This is a genomic window from Pseudomonas sp. SAR267 (assembly GCF_052077595.1).
In the GTDB taxonomy this organism is placed as follows: domain Bacteria; phylum Pseudomonadota; class Gammaproteobacteria; order Pseudomonadales; family Pseudomonadaceae; genus Aquipseudomonas; species Aquipseudomonas vlassakiae.
Window position 1 is genome coordinate 2453845 of the sequence record NZ_JBQIHU010000001.1, and the last position, 16121, is coordinate 2469965.

Annotated in this window: 15 protein-coding genes; 9 read left to right on the forward strand and 6 right to left on the reverse strand. The window is 64.0% G+C overall.

Annotated features, from left to right (window positions below; all coding sequences use genetic code 11):
• Nucleotides 1–10: 10 nt before the first annotated feature.
• Genes bioC through bioB form a run of 4 tightly spaced genes read right to left on the reverse strand, consistent with a single transcriptional unit; the run spans nucleotide 11 to nucleotide 3778 of the window.
• Nucleotides 11–829 (reverse strand): malonyl-ACP O-methyltransferase BioC, encoded by an 819-nt coding sequence (gene bioC / locus ACTORR_RS11835; protein ID WP_054885249.1) that lies wholly within the window; start codon nucleotides 827–829, stop codon nucleotides 11–13.
• Nucleotides 822–1553: an alpha/beta fold hydrolase gene (locus tag ACTORR_RS11840; protein ID WP_054885250.1), complete on the reverse strand. Its 732-nt coding sequence runs from the start codon at nucleotides 1551–1553 to the stop codon at nucleotides 822–824. The genes bioC and ACTORR_RS11840 overlap by 8 nt, the downstream gene beginning before the upstream one ends.
• Complete coding sequence (gene bioF / locus ACTORR_RS11845; RefSeq protein ID WP_286935451.1) at nucleotides 1546–2718, reverse strand: 8-amino-7-oxononanoate synthase; 1173 nt, start codon at nucleotides 2716–2718, stop codon at nucleotides 1546–1548. Before bioF ends, ACTORR_RS11840 begins: the two co-directional genes overlap by 8 nt.
• A 1-nt stretch (nucleotide 2719) precedes the next feature.
• Nucleotides 2720–3778 (reverse strand): biotin synthase BioB, encoded by a 1059-nt coding sequence (bioB, locus tag ACTORR_RS11850; protein WP_054885252.1) that lies wholly within the window; start codon nucleotides 3776–3778, stop codon nucleotides 2720–2722.
• A gap of 89 nt (nucleotides 3779–3867) precedes the next feature.
• Between bioB and ACTORR_RS11855 the strand changes: the two genes are divergently transcribed.
• The 4 genes from ACTORR_RS11855 (at nucleotide 3868) to rarD (ending at nucleotide 7488) form a co-directional block, all read left to right on the forward strand.
• The gene (locus ACTORR_RS11855; RefSeq protein ID WP_099813746.1) at nucleotides 3868–4605 is read left to right on the forward strand and encodes a ComF family protein; all 738 of its coding nucleotides are present in this window, start codon (nucleotides 3868–3870) and stop codon (nucleotides 4603–4605) included.
• A 26-nt stretch (nucleotides 4606–4631) separates the two neighbouring features.
• Entirely contained in the window at nucleotides 4632–5396 is a 765-nt protein-coding gene (locus ACTORR_RS11860) for a TOBE domain-containing protein (RefSeq protein WP_286935447.1), read from the forward strand.
• A gap of 174 nt (nucleotides 5397–5570) precedes the next feature.
• Complete coding sequence (locus ACTORR_RS11865; protein ID WP_286935449.1) at nucleotides 5571–6545, forward strand: serine/threonine protein kinase; 975 nt, start codon at nucleotides 5571–5573, stop codon at nucleotides 6543–6545.
• Between the two features lie 55 nt (nucleotides 6546–6600).
• Nucleotides 6601–7488, forward strand: coding sequence for an EamA family transporter RarD (rarD, locus tag ACTORR_RS11870; RefSeq protein WP_099813748.1), 888 nt, complete (start codon nucleotides 6601–6603; stop codon nucleotides 7486–7488).
• Nucleotides 7489–7704: 216 nt separating this feature from the next.
• Here rarD and ACTORR_RS11875 read toward each other — a convergent pair whose 3' ends face one another.
• A complete protein-coding gene (locus tag ACTORR_RS11875) occupies nucleotides 7705–8223 on the reverse strand; it encodes a glycine cleavage system protein R (RefSeq protein WP_054885257.1) in 519 nt (172 codons plus the stop codon).
• A gap of 451 nt (nucleotides 8224–8674) precedes the next feature.
• Between ACTORR_RS11875 and ACTORR_RS11880 the strand changes: the two genes are divergently transcribed.
• Nucleotides 8675–10852 carry a malate synthase G gene (locus tag ACTORR_RS11880; RefSeq protein WP_286935450.1) on the forward strand — a complete coding sequence of 726 codons (2178 nt, stop codon included), beginning with the start codon at nucleotides 8675–8677 and terminating at the stop codon, nucleotides 10850–10852.
• Between the two features lie 148 nt (nucleotides 10853–11000).
• On the opposite strand, the gene ACTORR_RS11885 is transcribed toward ACTORR_RS11880, so the two are convergent.
• Nucleotides 11001–11444: a response regulator gene (locus ACTORR_RS11885; protein ID WP_054886046.1), complete on the reverse strand. Its 444-nt coding sequence runs from the start codon at nucleotides 11442–11444 to the stop codon at nucleotides 11001–11003.
• A 214-nt stretch (nucleotides 11445–11658) separates the two neighbouring features.
• Between ACTORR_RS11885 and ACTORR_RS11890 the strand changes: the two genes are divergently transcribed.
• From ACTORR_RS11890 to ACTORR_RS11905, 4 genes are all read left to right on the forward strand, one after another.
• The gene (locus ACTORR_RS11890; protein ID WP_099813751.1) at nucleotides 11659–13596 is read left to right on the forward strand and encodes a putative nucleotidyltransferase substrate binding domain-containing protein; all 1938 of its coding nucleotides are present in this window, start codon (nucleotides 11659–11661) and stop codon (nucleotides 13594–13596) included.
• Nucleotides 13593–14303, forward strand: a complete 711-nt coding sequence (locus ACTORR_RS11895) for a 3'-5' exonuclease (protein WP_176506799.1) — start codon at nucleotides 13593–13595, stop codon at nucleotides 14301–14303. The genes ACTORR_RS11890 and ACTORR_RS11895 overlap by 4 nt, the downstream gene beginning before the upstream one ends.
• Before the next feature lie 235 nt (nucleotides 14304–14538).
• Nucleotides 14539–15057 carry an RNA polymerase sigma factor gene (locus tag ACTORR_RS11900; protein ID WP_286935088.1) on the forward strand — a complete coding sequence of 173 codons (519 nt, stop codon included), beginning with the start codon at nucleotides 14539–14541 and terminating at the stop codon, nucleotides 15055–15057.
• Nucleotides 15054–16010, forward strand: a complete 957-nt coding sequence (locus ACTORR_RS11905; RefSeq protein ID WP_262109046.1) for a FecR domain-containing protein — start codon at nucleotides 15054–15056, stop codon at nucleotides 16008–16010. Before ACTORR_RS11900 ends, ACTORR_RS11905 begins: the two co-directional genes overlap by 4 nt.
• Nucleotides 16011–16121 lie beyond the last annotated feature (111 nt).

Genomic DNA, 16121 nt, shown 5'->3' on the forward strand with positions numbered 1-16121 from the left:
GCTGCTCCTCTCATGCCTGTGGCTTGCGCAACACACCATAGACCACCTGATAGGTGGCGGGCAGCCCCTGAGGCTGGCGAAACGCTTCGTAAGCCTGCAACAGGCCTTGCATACGTGCTCGGCCGGTCAGGCCAGAAGGCCGCCCGGGGTTGAGGTTGTGCGCACCGAGCGCCTTGAGTTCATGGGTCAGGCTGCGCACATCGGGGTAGTGCAGCACATGGGCCTGGCGCCGCAAGCTGACCTCGGAGAGGCCACTGGCTGCGCACAGGCGCTGGTAGTCTTCAAACCGTCTGAAGCGATTGACATGCACCATGCCATCCACGGCCTGCCAGCTGGCGCGCAATTCATCGAGCGTGCCGACGCACAGGCTGCTGAACGCCAGCACCCCGCCCGGGCGCAATACTCGCCGAGCCTCATCCAGCACACTGGCGAACTGACCGCACCACTGTACCGCGAGGCTGGTGAACACCAGGTCGACACAGGCGTCACGCAGCGGCAGGCGCTCGGCATCGCCGGCCACATGGTAATGCGCCCCGCCCTGTTCGCCACGCGCGTGGCACAACATGCCTTCGGCAATATCCACAGCTACGCCGTTGGCCTGGGCAAAACGCTCGCCCAGTACCCGGCTGAAATGCCCCGTGCCACTGCCAAGGTCCAGCCAGCGCGTCGGTGCCACGTCATCCGGCAACTGCTCCAGCAAGCTCATGCCCACCGCACGCTGCAAGGCCGCAACACTGTCGTAGCTGGCTGCCGCCCGAGAGAACGAGGCGGCCACCTGGCGCTTGTCCGGCAGCGCGCCGGGCAGGGTTGGACGGGAAAGGTCAGTCATCGCCACTCTCATGCAGGAAACTCTTGATGCCCGCCGCCAGCTCCTGTGGATACTCCAGCAGGAAGGCGTGGGAACTGTCTTCGACCAGGCCGACTTCCACATCGGGCAGCAGCTCGCTCAGCGCTTTGGCCACCTCGGCGGGCACCAGCGCATCGCTGCCGGCGAACAGGTGCAATTGCGGGCCGCCATAGGCCTGCAGGGCCTCACGGGTATCGAGTTTGGCCAGCACTTCAAGGCCGGTGGCCAGGTACAGCGGATCGGTATCCGGCACACCGACACCCAATTGGCGCAGCAGCGTGCGAGGTTGCAAGGCTCCGTCGCTGCACAGGGTGCGGAAACGCTTGAGGGTCACCGACGTGTGGCTGCGGCAACCATCGAGAAAGGTGCCGAAGGTATCCTCGGCCATGCCATGGGGCCAATCGGCGCGGGCCACGAAACTGGGGTTGCTGCCCAACGTCAGCAGGCCGCAGCAATGGTCGCCACGCTTGCGCGCCAGCTCGCTGGCGAGCATGCCGCCGAGCGACCAGCCACCCAGCCAGGTGTCGCTGGGCACCTTGCGATCAAGGTAGTCCACCCAGGCTTGCACGTCGGCATCAGGCAGTTCCGGCAGGGGCATCAATTCGACCTGCAGGCGTGCGTCCTGGGCCCGCAGGCTGGCGGCGAGCGGCTCGAGGGCAGCAGTGCCCAGCCCCCAACCGGGTAAAAGGATCAAACGGTTACGCATCGGCGGCCTCCAGCTGTGGATAACACTCGGCCAATGCATTCAACAATAGCTGCACCTGCGCCTCGCTGTGCGCCGCGCTCAGGGTGACACGCAGGCGGGCGCTGCCAGCAGGCACCGTTGGCGGGCGAATGGCGGTCACCAGCAGGCCGCAGTCACGCAGCATGCGCGACAGCTTGAGAGCCTGGGCACTGTCACCGATCAGGATCGGCTGGATCGGCGTCGGGCTGTCCACCAATTGCAGGCCAATTTGCGAAGCGCCCTGGCGGAACTGGCGGATCAGCGCAGCCAGGTGCTCGCGGCGCCAGGTTTCACGGCGCAGCAGTTCCAGGCTCTTGAGCGTGGCGCAGGCCAGCGCTGGCGGCTGACTGGTGGTGTAGATGTAGGGCCGGGCGAACTGCACCAAGGCTTCGATCAGCTCTTCACTGCCTGCGACGAAAGCGCCAGCCGTGCCGCAGGCCTTGCCCAGCGTGCCGATCAGCACAGGTACGTCATCGATGCCTAGACCGAAGTGCTCGACGATTCCGCCGCCCTGCTCACCCAACGTACCCAGGCCATGGGCGTCGTCGACCATCAGCCAGGCGCCGTGGGCGCGGGCCACAGTGGCCAGGGCCGGCAGATCGGCGAGGTCGCCATCCATGCTGAAAACACCGTCGGTGACCACCAACGTGTTTCCAGTTGCCTTGGCCAGGCGATTGGCCAGGCTGGCAGCGTCGTTGTGCAGGTAGCGGCTGAACCGGGCGCCACTGAGCAATCCACCGTCGAGCAGCGACGCGTGGTTCAGGCGGTCCTGCAATACGCTGTCGCCCTGCCCCACCAGCGCGGTGATGGCGCCCAGGTTGGCCATGTAGCCCGTAGAGAACAGCAGCGCCCGTGGGCGACCGGTCAGTTCGGCCAGCGCCTCTTCGACAGCATGGTGCGGCGAACTATGGCCGATCACCAGGTGCGAGGCGCCACCGCCGACACCCCAGCGCCCGGCGCCAGCTTGCCAGGCGGCGATCACTTCAGGGTGGTTGGCCAGCCCCAGGTAGTCATTGCTGCAGAAGGCCAGCAGGCGTTGGCCGTCGACCACCACTTGCGGCCCCTGCGGGCTTTCCAGCAATGGCCGCTGCCGATACAGGTCTGCGGCACGCCGTTCGGCCAGGCGCGCCGCCAGGTCGAAAGCCATCTCAGGCAGACGCGGCGTCGTAGAACAGCTCACTGCTGCGTTGCTCGACCAAGGCCTGCTCGATGGCCGCCTGGTGCACTTCGTCGGCATGCTCTTCGCGGGCTTCAGGCTGGATACCCAGGCGAGCGAACAGCTGCATGTCCTTGTCGGCCTGCGGGTTGGCGGTGGTCAGCAATTTCTCGCCGTAGAAGATCGAGTTGGCGCCCGCCATGAAGGCCAGGGCCTGCATCTGCTCGTTCATCTGCTCGCGGCCGGCGGACAGGCGCACGTGCGACTTCGGCATGAGAATCCGAGCCACTGCCAGCATGCGGATGAAGTCGAACGGGTCTACGTCCTCTTCATCGGCCAGCGGGGTACCGGCGACCTTTACCAGCATATTGATCGGCACCGATTCCGGGTGCTCGGGCAGGTTGGCCAGCTGGATCAGCAGGCCGGCGCGGTCGTCCAGCGACTCGCCCATACCGAGGATGCCGCCAGAGCAGATCTTCATCCCGGCATCGCGCACGTAGGCCAGGGTCTGCAGGCGCTCGCTGTAGGTACGGGTAGTGATGATGCTGCCGTAGAACTCAGGCGAGGTGTCGAGGTTGTGGTTGTAGTAGTCCAGGCCGGCCTGGGCCAGGGCCAGGGTCTGATCCTGGTCGAGCTTGCCGAGGGTCATGCAGGTTTCCAGGCCCATGGCCTTCACGCCTTTGACCATCTCCAGCACGTAGGGCATGTCTTTGGCCGACGGGTGCTTCCAGGCCGCGCCCATGCAGAAGCGGGTGGAGCCGATGGCTTTGGCGCGAGCCGCTTCCTCGAGCACCTTCTGCACTTCCATCAGCTTTTGTTTTTCCAGCCCGGTGTTGTAGTGGCCGGACTGCGGACAATATTTGCAATCCTCCGGACAGGCGCCGGTCTTGATCGACAGCAGCGTCGAAACCTGTACGCGGTTGGGGTCGAAATGCGCGCGGTGCACGGTTTGCGCCTGGAACAGCAGGTCATTGAATGGCTGCTGGAACAGCGCCTTGACCTCAGGCAGGGACCAATCGTGACGTGTTGTTGCAGTTGTGCTGGCGCTCATCGGCGTTTCCTTGTTTAGGCTGTAACTGGCGCCGAGGTACAAGTGCCCGCCAGCGCATCACGGATAGCTCGCATACTCATGGATGGCCTATGAACTGTCAACCTTGGTTAAAAGCACTGGTTTACAACTGTACAAATATTAACCATATCTGTCTGCTATGCGGCGAACCTGCCGAACAGCATTACCCCCTGTGCGCCGCCTGCGAGCAGGAATTGCCCTGGCTCGACGAGTATTGCCTGCGCTGTGCCCTGCCATTGCCGATGGCCGGCCTGATCTGCGCCCAGTGCAGTCGCCGCCCGCCAGCTTTTCACCAGGCCATGGCGCCCTGGCACTACGGGTTCCCGCTGGACACGCTGATCAGCCGCTTCAAGCACAACAGCCAATGGCCGCTGGGGCGCCTGATGGCCGAACTGCTGGGCTTGCACATGCACCATCGCTATCAGGAAGGCCTGCCCAGGCCAGACCTGTTGTTGCCAGTACCGCTGGCCCGGCGCCGGCTGCGCGAGCGCGGCTTCAACCAGGCCGGCATGCTCGGGCGCTGGCTGTCCAAGGCACTGGTGATCGAATGTGATGAACGTTTGTTGCTGCGCACGCGTGAAACACCGGCACAGCAGAGCCTGGACGCCCGTGCTCGCCGGCGTAATTTGCGCCAGGCGTTCGCGCTGTCCAGCGAGGCAGCACTCAAGGGCCGCCACGTTGCCGTGATCGATGATGTGATGACCACCGGGGCCACCGCGCAGGCCATTGCGCAGCTGTTGCACCAGGCAGGTGCGCGCAGGATCGATGTGTATTGCCTGGCACGCACGGCAAAACCGGGGCAAGCTTGACGGGTCATCACCCGATAGGCCGCCCCATGTCCCTGCCCGCCCTGCTCACCCAGCATATTGCGCGCCGTCCGCAGCGCATCAACCTGCTCCAGCACATCGCCGAACAAGGCTCGATCACCCGCGCGGCCAAGGCTGCCGGCATCAGCTACAAGGCTGCCTGGGATGCGATCGATGAACTCAACAACCTGGCCAGCAAGCCCTTGGTCGAGCGCAGCACGGGTGGCCGAGGCGGCGGCGGCGCAAGGCTGTCCATGGAAGGCGAGCGGGTCCTGCGCCTGTATCAGAAGGTGCAGGCACTGCAGGCACAGATTCTCGACGCCGCCGAAGAGTCCAGCGACCTGGACCTGCTCGGGCGCCTGATGCTGCGCACCAGCGCACGCAACCAGCTGCAGGGGCAGGTCAGCGGGCTGCGCAGGGAGGGCCGGCATGATCGGGTGAGCCTGGCATTGGGCGGCGGGCTGGAGATCGATGCGCTGATTACCCCTGACAGCACGGCGCGGCTGGAGCTGACATTGGGGACCACGGTGGTGGCGCTGCTCAAGGCCGGGTGGGTGCAGTTGCTGGCAGCAGGGGATGAGGCGGATGCGGGTAGCAATGTGCTGAACGCCACCGTCGAAGCGGTGCTGGCGGATGCGCAAGGGGACAGCGAGGTGCGGTTGGCGCTGGGCAATGGGCAGACGTTGTGTGCATTTGCCGAGGCAGGTTGGTTGGTTGGGCAGTCGATCAAAGCAGGGAGCAAAGTGAAGGTGCAGTTCCATCCTTCCTATGTATTGCTCGGGGTACCGGTTTAACCTGTGCCGGCCTCCTCGCGGGTGAACCCGCTCCCACAGGTACTGCACCCTGTTCAGGTGTTGTACATATCCTGTGGGAGCAGGTTCACCCGCGAAAGGGCCAGAACAGGCAATCTGAGGGAAAGCCATGGAATGAGTTACCATGCCAGCACGCCGCCCACCCCCGGAGCCCGCATGTCTCACCCCTTCGATACCCTCACCCCCGACCTGGTCCTGGACGCCGTGGAAAGCCTGGGCTTTCTCAGCGATGCCAGGGTCCTGGCGCTGAACAGCTACGAGAACCGCGTCTATCAGGTGGGCATCGAAGATTCGCAGCCGTTGATCGCCAAGTTCTACCGACCGGGGCGCTGGAGCGATGCGGCGATCCTCGAAGAGCACCAGTTCACCGCCGAACTGGCCGATTGCGAAGTGCCCGTGGTCGCGCCGTTGCAACACCACGGCCAGACCCTGTTCGAGCACAAGGGCTTTCGCTTCACCCTATTCCCGCGCCGAGGCGGCCATGCACCGGAACCCGGCAACCTCGACCAGCTCTACCGCCTCGGCCAACTGCTTGGCCGCCTGCACGCGGTAGGGGCTGCGCGCCCGTTCGCACACCGCGAAGCGCTGGCTGTGGACAACTTCGGCCATGCCTCGCTGAACACCCTGCTCGACGGTGGTTTCGTCCCCAGGGACTTGCTGCCGGCTTTCGAGTCCGTGGCCCGGGATCTGCTCAAGCGTGTCGAGGATGTCTATGCCCGCACCCCGCATCAGGTCATCCGCCTGCATGGCGACCTGCACCCCGGCAACCTGATGCACCGCGACGAGGTGTATCACGTCGTCGACCTCGATGACTGCCGCATGGGCCCTGCGGTGCAGGACCTGTGGATGATGCTCGCTGGCAGCCGCGAGGAACGCATGGGGCAACTGGCCGAACTGGTGGATGGCTACAACGAGTTCCACGATTTCGACCCGCGTGAACTGGCCCTGATCGAACCGCTGCGTGCCCTGCGCCAACTCCATTACAGCGCCTGGCTGGCGCGGCGCTGGGACGACCCGGCGTTCCCGCCGAGCTTCCCGTGGTTCGGCCAGCCGCGTTACTGGGGTGATCAGATCCTCGCCTTGCGCGAGCAAATGGCAGCGCTGGATGAACAACCGCTGAAATTGTTCTAGAAGCAAGCGCGCCTCTGTCTACAATAGGCGTCGCTTTACTGAGCAAGGACTCTCCATGCAAGCTGCAAACCCGCGCCGCGGGTATCTCCTGGGCCTTGGTGCCTACATCATCTGGGGCTTGTTCCCGCTGTACTTCAAAGCTATCCAGAGCGTTCCGGCGGTCGAGATCATCGTCCACCGGGTGCTCTGGTCGGCCCTGTTCGGCTCACTCTTGCTGCTGGTGTGGAAGCACCCCGGCTGGTGGCGTGAACTGCGTGAAAACCCGCGCCGGCTGGCAATTCTGGCACTGAGCGGTACGCTGATCGCCGCCAACTGGCTGACCTATGTCTGGTCGGTGAACAACGGCCGCATGCTCGAGGCCAGCCTGGGCTACTACATCAACCCCCTGATCAACGTGCTGCTGGGCATGCTGCTGCTCGGCGAGCGCTTGCGCCGCCTGCAATGGCTGGCAGTGGCCATGGCGGCGGTGGGCGTTGCCCAGCAGGTATGGCAAGTGGGCAGCCTGCCGTGGGTGTCGCTGGCGCTGGCGCTGAGCTTTGGCTTCTACGGCCTGATTCGCAAACAGGCACCGGTAGCGGCGTTGCCCGGCCTGGTGGTGGAAACCTGGATGCTGGTGCCGCTGGCGCTGGGCTGGTTGCTGCTGCATCCGACGGCAATGAGCGCACAAGCTGACTTCTACACCAGCAGCGAGGCCCTGTGGCTGATGGCAGCGGGGCCGGTGACGCTGGTGCCGCTGGTGTGCTTCAACGCAGCAGCGCGGCACCTGCCTTATACCACCCTGGGCTTCCTGCAGTACCTCGCGCCGACCCTGGTGCTGCTGCAGGCAGTGCTGCTGTTCGATGAGCAGCTGTCCTCGAGCAGCTTGATCGCGTTCATCTTCATCTGGGCGGGCTTGGCAATCTACAGCGTCGATGCCTGGCTGACCCTGCGCAAGCGCGCCTGATCAAAAAATGATCAAAACCGTGCAGGCCACGTGATTCGTGGCCTGCAGAAACATCTCCAAAGGTTATCCACACCCTCGTCCCCGTGCTTTGTGCACAAGCTGCTGATTTCTGTACGTTTTTTGCTCAAACCTCGGGAAGGCTTGCCGTTCCTGGGCTGGCGAGGGGCGCCCCCAGCTTATCCACAGGGCAGTCCCCGTCAAATCGGGATAACCCGATCAGTCCTCCGGCCGCAACTTCAACTCCACCATCAAGTCATCCGCCAGGCTCTCCAGCTTCTGTTGCAGGTCATCCAGCGACAAGGTCAATGGCAGCGCCAGTAGCGCATCGGCATGGAACAGCGGCTCACTGCTCATCGGCGCCGGCCGCACTTCGGTGGTGAAGCGCTCCAGGTTCACCCCCTGGTCCGCCAGCAGGCGGGTGATATCGCGCACGATACCCGGGCGGTCATTGCCCACCAGCTCCATGGCAATCGGTTTCCAGGTGCAGGAGGGTTCGATGCCGCTCTCGGCGATGAGCACGCGTATATCGTATTGCCCCAGCGCCTGCAGCGACTTGACCAGTTCGTCGTAGTTTTCCGCTGGCACCGCCACCCGCAGGATCCCGGCAAACTGTCCGGCCATCCGCGACATGCGGCTCTCCAGCCAGTTGCCATTATGATCGGCGATGCACTGGGCAATGCGCTCGACCTGGCCGGCCTTGTCCGGGGCAATCACGGTGAGTACAAGATGATCCACAGGCCCTTCCTCGGTGTCGGGCCGCCCGAGGCGGCGTAAATACGGGGGATCGACTCAGTATAGGCAAGGCGCGGCAACCTGCCGCAGGGCAATCCGGATAACAAATCGTGTACTGTTTCAAGATTTATCTGGAACAATCCACCCGTTTTTTGCGAACATACGTTCTCCCAGCGTGACCATACGCGACCAACTGGTCGCATAACGGCGCTTTTAGTCTGATTTTGCCTCGTCTACTGCATCATGTAGTATCCCGTGGCGCGGACTACAAAACGTCGTTTGGATGTCTGCCAAGGCGCCTGTGAAAATACGCACACTGCCTGCCAGCCCGTCTGGCAGGCCGCACCCAGCCGCGCTCGTGCCATCCGACGAGGGCAAGCACTGGAACGTGTTTAGAGAAGCGCTACAGGCTTAATACAGAAGAGCGAAATAGCTGAGCAGAGTGAGGCAAGCAATGACTGGATATGTTCAAGTCGGTGGCCTTCAGGTCGCCAAGGTCCTGTACGACTTCGTCAACAACGAAGCCATTCCGGGGACCGGCATCGTCGCCGAGCAGTTCTGGGCCGGTGCAGAGAAGATCATCAATGACCTCGCTCCAAAGAACAAAGCCCTGCTCGCCAAGCGCGACGAGCTGCAAGCCAAGATCGACGCCTGGCACCAGGCACGCCAAGGCCAGGCGCACGACGCCGTAGCCTACAAAGCATTCCTCCAGGAAATCGGCTACCTGCTGCCACAAGCCGACGATTTCCAGGCCACCACCCAGAACGTGGACGAAGAGATCGCTCACATGGCCGGCCCGCAGTTGGTGGTTCCGGTGATGAACGCCCGCTTCGCCCTGAACGCAGCCAACGCCCGTTGGGGTTCGCTGTACGATGCCCTGTACGGCACCGACGCCATCAGCGATGAAGGCGGCGCCGAGAAGGGCCAGGGTTACAACAAGCTGCGTGGCGACAAGGTAATCGCCTTTGCCCGCGCCTTCCTCGACGAAGCCGCGCCACTGGCTGCCGGTTCGCACGTCGACTCCACCGGCTACCGCATCGAAGGCGGCAAGCTTGTCGTTGCCCTGAAAGGCGGCAGCAACAGCGGCCTGCGTGACGACGCCCAGCTGATCGGCTTCCATGGCGATGCCAAGGCACCGACCGCTGTGCTGCTCAAGCACAACGGCCTGCACTTCGAAATCCAGGTCGACGCCAGCACGCCAGTCGGCAGCACCGATGCCGCCGGCGTCAAAGACATCCTGATGGAATCGGCACTGACCACCATCATGGACTGCGAAGACTCGGTCGCCGCCGTCGATGCCGATGACAAAGTCATCGTCTACCGCAACTGGCTGGGCCTGATGAAGGGCGACCTGGCCGAAAGCGTGAGCAAAGGCGGCAAGACCTTCACCCGTACCATGAACCCGGACCGCGAATACGCCGCGCCCAATGGCGGCAGCGTAACCCTGCACGGCCGTTCGCTGCTGTTCGTGCGCAACGTCGGTCACCTGATGACCAACCCGGCGATCCTTGATGCTCAGGGCAACGAAATCCCAGAAGGCATCCAGGACGGCCTGTTCACCAACCTGATCGCACTGCACAACCTCAAAGGCAACACCAGCCGCAAAAACACCCGCACCGGCAGCGTGTACATCGTCAAGCCGAAGATGCACGGCCCGGAGGAAGTCGCCTTCGCCGCCGAGATCTTCAGCCGCGTCGAAGACCTGCTGGGCATGAAGCGCAATACCGTGAAGGTCGGCATCATGGACGAGGAACGCCGTACCACGGTCAACCTGAAGTCCTGCATCAAGGCGGCCGCCGAGCGCGTGGTGTTCATCAACACCGGCTTCCTCGACCGTACCGGTGATGAAATCCACACCTCGATGGAAGCCGGCGCAGTGGTGCGCAAGGGCGCCATGAAGAACGAGAAGTGGATCGGCGCCTACGAGAACAACAACGTCGACGTCGGCCTGGCCACTGGCCTGCAAGGCCGTGCGCAGATCGGCAAGGGCATGTGGGCGATGCCCGACCTGATGGCCGCCATGCTCGAGCAGAAGATCGCTCACCCACTGGCCGGCGCCAACACCGCCTGGGTACCGTCGCCAACCGCCGCCACCCTGCACGCTCTGCATTACCACAAGGTCGACGTGCAGGCGCGTCAGCGCGAGCTGGCTTCGCGCACCCCGGCTTCGGTCGACGACATCCTGACCATCCCGCTGGCGGCCGACACCAACTGGTCGGCTGAAGAGATCCGCAACGAGCTGGACAACAACGCCCAGGGCATCCTCGGCTATGTCGTGCGCTGGATCGATCAGGGCGTAGGTTGCTCGAAGGTACCGGACATCAACGATGTCGGCCTGATGGAAGACCGCGCCACCCTGCGCATCTCGGCCCAGCTGCTGGCCAACTGGCTGCGCCATGGCGTGGTCAGCCAGGAGCAGGTGCTGGAAAGCCTCAAGCGCATGGCTGCAGTGGTCGACAAGCAAAACGCTGGCGACGCCCTGTACCGCCCGATGGCGCCGAATTTCGACGACAACATCGCGTTCCAGGCGGCGATCGAGCTGGTCATCGAAGGTGCCAAACAGCCGAACGGCTACACCGAGCCAGTGCTGCACCGCCGCCGTCGCGAATTCAAGGCGCGTAACGGGCTTTAAACCGCATGGGGCCGCTTTGCGGCCCTTTCCGACCGGTCCGGCGCCCCGGCAAGGCCGCTCGTACAAGGAATCGCGTTTCCCTGTAGGAGCGGCCTTGCCGGGGCGCCGGACCGGTCGGAAAGGGCTGCAAAGCAGCCCCAGCCCTGCACTACTCGATCTTCAGTTCTTTCTTCACCAACCCCAGCAGTTTCTCCAGATCCACCGGCTTCAGCAGAAAATCCACCACCCCCAGGTGCATCACGTCCACCGCCTCCTCCACATCGGTGTCGCCCGACACCACGATGATCGACAATGCTGCCCGTTCCGATTCGCGGATCTGCCGTATCAGGTCCAGGCCATTGCAGGGCTGCATCCGCAGATCGGTGATCAACAGCGCAATGCGCGGCTCGTAATGCAGCTTGAACATCGCTTCCTCAACGCCGTCAGCGGTCATGCATTCGATACCCCAGCTTTTCAGGTACCACTTCAGCGCATCGCTGTTGACCGGGTCGTCATCGACGATCAACACCACCGGGCTGTGCGCAATGGGCGCACTGAGCACGGCCAGGGCCTCGCGTTCGGCGTCACTCAGGATGTCGTCATGCTCAGCCATGTTCATCTCGTCAAAAAAATCCCGCTCAAGGGTTATGACCACGAAAGCTAAGTAAATCGGCTCACCTTTCGTCGGCGCTTTGACAGTCATGCTTCACTAGACTTACGTCCAATGGGCACCACCCCGCTGCCAGCCGACCATGGGGGCCGAGAACAACAAGGCCGGCACCTATATATAGATATATATAGTTCGGCGTAGCGATACGGTCAGTGTCATGAGCAAAAAGGACGTCTACAGTCAGGCGGGTAGAACGGCAGTACTGCAGAACATCCAGGGCACCCTGCAGTTCCTGCAGCGTTTCCCGCCGTTCAACCAGATGGAGCAGAGCCACCTGGCCTTTCTGGTGGAACAATGCCAGTTGCGCTTCTATGCCAGCGGCGAAAGCATCATCAAACCCACGGATGGCCCCGTCGAGCACTTTTACATCGTCAAGCAAGGCCGTGTGGTCGGCGAGCGCCAGCACCTGGTCAAGCCCGGGGTGGAAACCACCTTCGAGATCACTGGCGGCGAATGCTTCCCGCTGGCGGCGCTGCTTGGCGAGCGTGCCACGCGCACCGAACACCTGGCGGGTGAAGACACCTTCTGCCTGCAGTTGAACAAGGCCGCGTTCATCCGCGTGTTCTCGATGTCGGACGTGTTTCGAGACTTTGCACTGCGCGGTGTCAGCAGCCTGCTCGACCAAGTCAACCAGCAAGTACGCCAACGTGCGGTGGAAACCCTCGGCACCCAGTACTCGTTGAATACCCCGCTGGGCGAACTGGCCATGCGACACCCGGTGGTCTGCGCGCCGGATACACCGCTGCGCGAGGCGGTGCGGCTGATGCACGAACAGCAGGTGGGCAGCATCGTCGTGGTCGACCCGCAGCGCTACCCGATCGGCATCTTCACCCTTCGCGACTTGCGCCAGGTGGTGGCCGCCGCCGATGCCGAGCTCGCGGCACCGATCGAACAGCACATGACAGCGAGGCCCTTTTACCTCAGCCCCCAGGCCAGCGCCTTCGATGCCGCCATGGCGATGACCGAACGGCACATCGCCCATGTCTGCCTTGTGGATAACCAGCGGCTGTGTGGCGTGGTTTCCGAGCGTGACCTGTTTTCGTTGCAACGGGTCGACCTGGTACACCTGGCGCGTACCATCCGCCACGCGCCACGCCTTGATTCACTGGTACAAATGCGCGGTGAGATCGGCCAACTGGTAGAGCGCATGCTCGCTCATGGCGCCTCCTCGACCCAGATCACCCAGATCATCACGCTGCTCAACGACCACACGGTATGCCGGGTGATCGAGCTGGCCATAGCCGAACGCGGCGACCCCGGCGTGCCGTTCAGCTGGCTGTGCTTCGGCAGCGAAGGGCGCCGCGAGCAGACCCTGCATACCGACCAGGACAATGGCATCCTCTTCGAGGCCGCCGACGACGCCCAAGCCGAAACCATTCGAGCACGCTTGCTGCCCTTGGCGCAGTACATCAACCAGTGCCTGGCCCAGTGCGGTTTCACCCTGTGCAAGGGCAACGTCATGGCCGGCAACCCCGAGTTGTGCCTGTCACGTGCCCAGTGGGCGCGGCGCTTTGCCGGTTTTGTGCGCGAAGCCAGCCCAGAGAACCTGCTGGGTTCGAGCATCTACTTCGACCTGCGCGTGGTCTGGGGCGATGAACAGGGCTGTGAACAGCTGCGTCGGCAGCTGCTCGAGCAGGTGGCGGACAACCGCATCTTCCAGCGCATGCTTGCCGAAAACGCGCTGCGCCAGCGTCCACCAGTGGGCCGCCTGCGCGAATTCGTGCTGACCCGCCAGGGCAACGACAAGGCCGCCACCCTCGACCTCAAGGTCCAGGGCCTGACCCCCTTCGTCGACGGTGCCCGTCTGCTGGCCCTGGCCAATGGCATTGGTGCTTGCAACACCCTCGAGCGCCTGCGTCAGCTGGTCGACAAAGGGGTCATCGAAGCGCTCGACGGCGCAGCTTATGAAGAGGCCTACCACTTCATCCAGCAAACCCGCATGCAGCAGCACCAGCGCCAGACCCGCGACAACCTGCCCTACTCCAACCGCCTCGATCCAGACAGCCTCAACCATCTGGACCGGCGCATCCTGCGCGAATCCCTGCGCCAGGCCCAGCGCCTGCAGAGCAGCCTGGCGCTGCGGTATCAGTTGTGAGCCTGTTCGCCTGGCTGCGCCCCGCGGCCCCACTGTTGGACGACGCCTTGCGCCAGCGCTTGGCCCGGCTGCCCAAGGCACGGCCGTTGGGGGTGTGCTCGTTGCGCGAGCAGCGCTGGGTCGTGCTTGACCTGGAAACCAGCGGCCTGAACCCCCATCGCGACCTTGTGCTGTCGATCGGCGCGGTGGCCATCGAAGACGGGGCCATCGATTTCGCCCAGCAATTCGAACGCACCCTGCACCGCCCTGAGCAGAAAACCAACGCCAGCGTGCTGATCCACGGCCTCGGGCCGAGCGCCCTGGCGGCTGGTTGCGACCCGGCCGAGGCATTGCTCGACCTGCTCGAGTTCGTGGGCGACAGCCCGGTGCTGGCGTTCCATGCGCCGTTCGACCAGCGCATGCTTGCCAGGGCCTTGAAAGAAAGCCTCGGTTATCGCTTGCAATTGCCTTTCCTCGACGTTGCGGAACTGGCGCCGATGCTCAACCCCGACACCGTATTGCGCGAAGCCGGGCTGGACGACTGGGTGGCGCGCTTCGGCCTGCAGGTGGATGAGCGTCACCATGCCAGCGCCGATGCGCAGGTCACGGCGGAGCTGGCGCTGATCCTGTTCAGCCAGGCCCGCCGCCAGCAGCTCGACAGCCCGTTGCAGTTGGAGCAGCGGCTGGCCAGCTGGCGCCGGCGCAAAGCGCATCATCACGGTCTTTGATCATGCAGTGGCTTTGCCGGCCCTTTCGGGGGTAAACCCGCTCCCACAGGGATCGCATCAGTTTCAGACCTATGCGATCCCCTGTGGGAGCGGGTTTACCCGTCGAAAGGGCGGCACAGGCAACATGACTGGAATGATGGCAATCCGATAAGCGTCCATTGCACCCCACCCCCCGCCTCTGTAACAATCGCGAATAATTATCGTTAGTTAATGCATTCGTTCCGGGGGACGCTGCATGTCTGCTGCCCACAGCCCACACGCAGAACTGGTCGGCTCGCTGTACCGCGACCATCGCGGCTGGCTGCTTGCCTGGCTGGAGCGCAACATGGCCTGCCGCCAGCGCGCCGAAGACCTGAGCCAGGACACTTTCGTGCGCCTGCTCGGCCGCGACCAGCTGGACACCCCGCGTGAACCGCGCGCTTTCCTTGCCGCCGTGGCCAAGGGCCTGATGTTCGACCACTTCCGCCGTGCGGCGCTGGAGCAGGCCTACCTCGCGGAGCTTGCGTCGATGCCCGAAGCACAACAGCCGTCCCCGGAAACCCAGCAGCTGATCCTCGAAGACCTCAAGGCCATCGACCGCCTGCTCGGCAAGTTGTCGAGCAAGGCCCGTGCAGCCTTCCTGCACAACCGCCTGGATGGCATGGGCCACGCCGAAATCGCCGAACGCCTGGGCGTTTCGGTGTCGCGCGTGCGCCAGTACATCGCCCAGGGCATGCGCCAGTGCTACGTGGCCCTGTATGGGGAACCCAGGTGAACAACACACCGGTTTCGTCGCGCGTGCTGGAGGCCGCCATCGCCTGGAAAATGAGCCTGGACGATGGCAGCGGCACGCCTGACCAGCGCAACGAGTTCATCCGCTGGCATGCCGCCAGCGAAGAACATGCCCGTGCCTGGCGCCAGCTCGGCGCTCTCGACCAGCGCGTCAGCGCCGCTGCCGGCCCGGCTCGCCAGGCCCTGCTGCAATCGCGCGCCAGCCTGCGCCGCCGGATAGGCAAGGCCGGCGGGGGGCTGGCCGGTCTGTTCCTGCTAGGTGCCCTGCTGGCCGGCGTCGGCACACCGTCGCTGGCACCCAGTTACTGGCTCGCTGATCAGCGCACCGCCACCGGTGAACTGCGGACCCTGCGCCTGACCGACGGCACGTTGCTGAGCCTCAATAGCCACACCGCCGTGGATATCGACTACGACGGCGACCAGCGCGTGCTCGTGCTGCACCAAGGCGAAATTTCGGTGGAAACCGGCCACGACGATCCTCGGCCGTTACTGGTACGTACCGACGATGGCCGCCTGCGCCCGCTGGGCACGCGCTTCCAGGTGCGCCGCGAAGACCACGGCACGCGCCTTGAAGTCTTGCAGTCGTCAGTAGCCGCCATGCCGCACAACAGCGGCGACGAACTGGTCCTGCACGAAGGCCAGCAAGTACTGATGAACACCAACGGCCTCGGCCAGATAGGCCCGGTGCCAGCCGGGGCCGATGCCTGGACCCGCGGCATGCTGGTGGTCGACAACATGCGCCTGGCCGACCTGCTGAAACAGCTGGGCCGCTACCGCAGCGGTCACCTGGGCGTGGCCGATGAAGTGGCCGACCTGCGCGTGACCGGCAGCTTCCCGCTGACCAACACCGACCTGGCCCTGGCTTCGCTGGTGCCGGCGCTGCCGGTGAAGATCGAGCGGCATACGCCGTGGTGGGTGACCGTCGTTCCCAAGTAGATGAATTTCCATCCCTTCGCGGGCTCGCCCGCTCCCACAGGGATATCACAGCTTCGAAAACTGTGATCCCGCTGTGGGGCGAGCCCGCGAAAGGGTTAGTGCAGGCGAAAG

Excerpts from the sequence above, each read along its gene's own strand:
- bioC (WP_054885249.1), bottom strand. The coding sequence starts at position 829 with ATGACTGACCTTTCCCGTCCAACCCTGCCCGGCGCGCTGCCGGACAAG.
- ACTORR_RS11840 (WP_054885250.1), bottom strand. The coding sequence starts at position 1,553 with ATGCGTAACCGTTTGATCCTTTTACCCGGTTGGGGGCTGGGCACTGCT.
- bioF (WP_286935451.1), bottom strand. The coding sequence starts at position 2,718 with ATGGCTTTCGACCTGGCGGCGCGCCTGGCCGAACGGCGTGCCGCAGAC.
- bioB (WP_054885252.1), bottom strand. The coding sequence starts at position 3,778 with ATGAGCGCCAGCACAACTGCAACAACACGTCACGATTGGTCCCTGCCT.
- ACTORR_RS11855 (WP_099813746.1), top strand. The coding sequence starts at position 3,868 with ATGAACTGTCAACCTTGGTTAAAAGCACTGGTTTACAACTGTACAAAT.
- ACTORR_RS11860 (WP_286935447.1), top strand. The coding sequence starts at position 4,632 with ATGTCCCTGCCCGCCCTGCTCACCCAGCATATTGCGCGCCGTCCGCAG.
- ACTORR_RS11865 (WP_286935449.1), top strand. The coding sequence starts at position 5,571 with ATGTCTCACCCCTTCGATACCCTCACCCCCGACCTGGTCCTGGACGCC.
- rarD (WP_099813748.1), top strand. The coding sequence starts at position 6,601 with ATGCAAGCTGCAAACCCGCGCCGCGGGTATCTCCTGGGCCTTGGTGCC.
- ACTORR_RS11880 (WP_286935450.1), top strand. The coding sequence starts at position 8,675 with ATGACTGGATATGTTCAAGTCGGTGGCCTTCAGGTCGCCAAGGTCCTG.
- ACTORR_RS11885 (WP_054886046.1), bottom strand. The coding sequence starts at position 11,444 with ATGGCTGAGCATGACGACATCCTGAGTGACGCCGAACGCGAGGCCCTG.
- ACTORR_RS11890 (WP_099813751.1), top strand. The coding sequence starts at position 11,659 with ATGAGCAAAAAGGACGTCTACAGTCAGGCGGGTAGAACGGCAGTACTG.
- ACTORR_RS11900 (WP_286935088.1), top strand. The coding sequence starts at position 14,539 with ATGTCTGCTGCCCACAGCCCACACGCAGAACTGGTCGGCTCGCTGTAC.